The 1,049-nt window shown below is 56.4% G+C and carries 1 protein-coding gene; it reads right to left on the reverse strand.

Going from position 1 to position 1,049, the window contains the following annotated elements; genetic code table 11:
* On the reverse strand, nt 1-1,038 hold a 1,038-nt coding region (locus ACR0E6_RS21515; RefSeq protein ID WP_480587135.1), incomplete at its 3' end, for a sensor histidine kinase.
* Nucleotides 1,039-1,049 lie beyond the last annotated feature (11 nt).

Raw genomic sequence — 1,049 nt, forward strand, 5'->3', positions numbered from 1 at the left:
TACGGACCCTATGCCGGGTTTAGACCGCGATGAAAGCTTGTGCCCCAAAAGCCGGCAGGCGCGGTCCACCACAGACAATCCCAATCCCATACCCGAACCCAGTGGTACGTTGTCGGCCCTTGTGAATTCTTCGAAAACGCGTTCCTGATCCTTGCGCGCAATTCCGATACCAGTGTCCCACACCTGCAAAATGACCTTGTCGCCACGCCTGCGACAGCCAACCAGAACCCGGCCTCCAGGCTCGGTATACTGGATGGCATTCACCACCAGATTCTGGACCGAACGCAATAGATAGACCGGGTCCGAGTTTACGATTTCCGAACAAGGGACAACATCAAGCCGGACATTCTTGTTCTCAGCGACCAACGTTTGGTCGCCCTGTATCCCGGCAACCATCGAAGCAAGGCTGACATCCGTAGGTGAGACGGTATCCGGATCAGCAGTTTCCAGTCGCGAGATATCCAGCAACGAATGTAGCAACTGCTCTGCAGAACCGAATGCGCCGTCCAGACGCTCCATCATCTCGTGAAATTCGGTCTCGCGCGTGATTTCCAACAGGGTCGAGATCATCAACTTCGCGGCATTGATCGGCTGAAGCAAATCGTGGCTGGCCGCGGCAAGGAACCGTGTCTTGGAAGACACCGCAGCCTCAGCGCGTTCTTTCGCGATCCGCAGGGCCTCTTCCACGCGCGCTTTTTCTTCGTATTCCTGAACCAGCTTGGCGTTGGCGTGGGTCAATTCGGCCGTACGCTCCATAACGCGGTTTTCAAGCGTCTCGGTCGCGCGAGCCTCAAGCGTTACATCCTTCAATTCGACCAGAAACCCACCATCCGGTAGTTGGTTGACTTGAATGTCCAGCACGCGGTCCGACCCGTCGCGCACTCGTTTACGCAACCAGCCCCGGCTTTTCAGTTCGTGCTGCCACCTGCCGATCCTGCGTTCATCATCAGCCTTGATCAGCCCGCGTGCCCGCATCAGATCCAGAAGTGTTTTCACAGGCACGTTTCCCTGTAAAAGAGAATGCGGCAGGTTCAGGATCTCCCGAAACC

The sequence above is a fragment of the Ruegeria sp. AP12 genome, from assembly GCF_056540025.1.